This is a genomic window from Bacillus sp. SIMBA_005 (assembly GCF_046535585.1).
In the GTDB taxonomy this organism is placed as follows: Bacteria; Bacillota; Bacilli; order Bacillales; family Bacillaceae; genus Bacillus; species Bacillus pumilus.
In genome coordinates, this window is sequence record NZ_JAWRWI010000442.1 from 1 (window position 1) to 270 (window position 270).

The 270-nt window shown below is 46.3% G+C and carries 1 protein-coding gene and 1 pseudogene; both read left to right on the forward strand.

The features are described from left to right. A pseudogene (locus SB660_RS20810) lies at positions 1 to 112 on the forward strand (PspA/IM30 family protein); the annotation flags it as partial. A 50-nt stretch (positions 113 to 162) separates the two neighbouring features. Further along, a partial coding sequence (locus tag SB660_RS20815) for a TFIIB-type zinc ribbon-containing protein (RefSeq protein WP_410584249.1) occupies positions 163 to 270 on the forward strand: 108 nt, incomplete at its 3' end.

A 270-nucleotide genomic window follows, 5' to 3' on the forward strand; every position in this document is an offset into this window, starting at 1 on the left:
TCCGAAAGACGATATTGACGAGCTGACGGCTAAATATGACAGCAATCAAAGCAGTGTCGACGATGAGTTGGCGGCGCTTAAGCAGAAAATGCTTTTCAGTAAAGATCAATAGACAGCGGGCTGCAGCTTTGTCCGATATAAAGAGAAAGTGAGAGAAACAGAATGATCATTTCTTATAAATGCCCGAACTGCGGCGATGATATGGTCTTTGACAGTTCATCCGGCATGCTGACATGTCACAGCTGCGGGCGGCAGGATCAGATTGAAAGC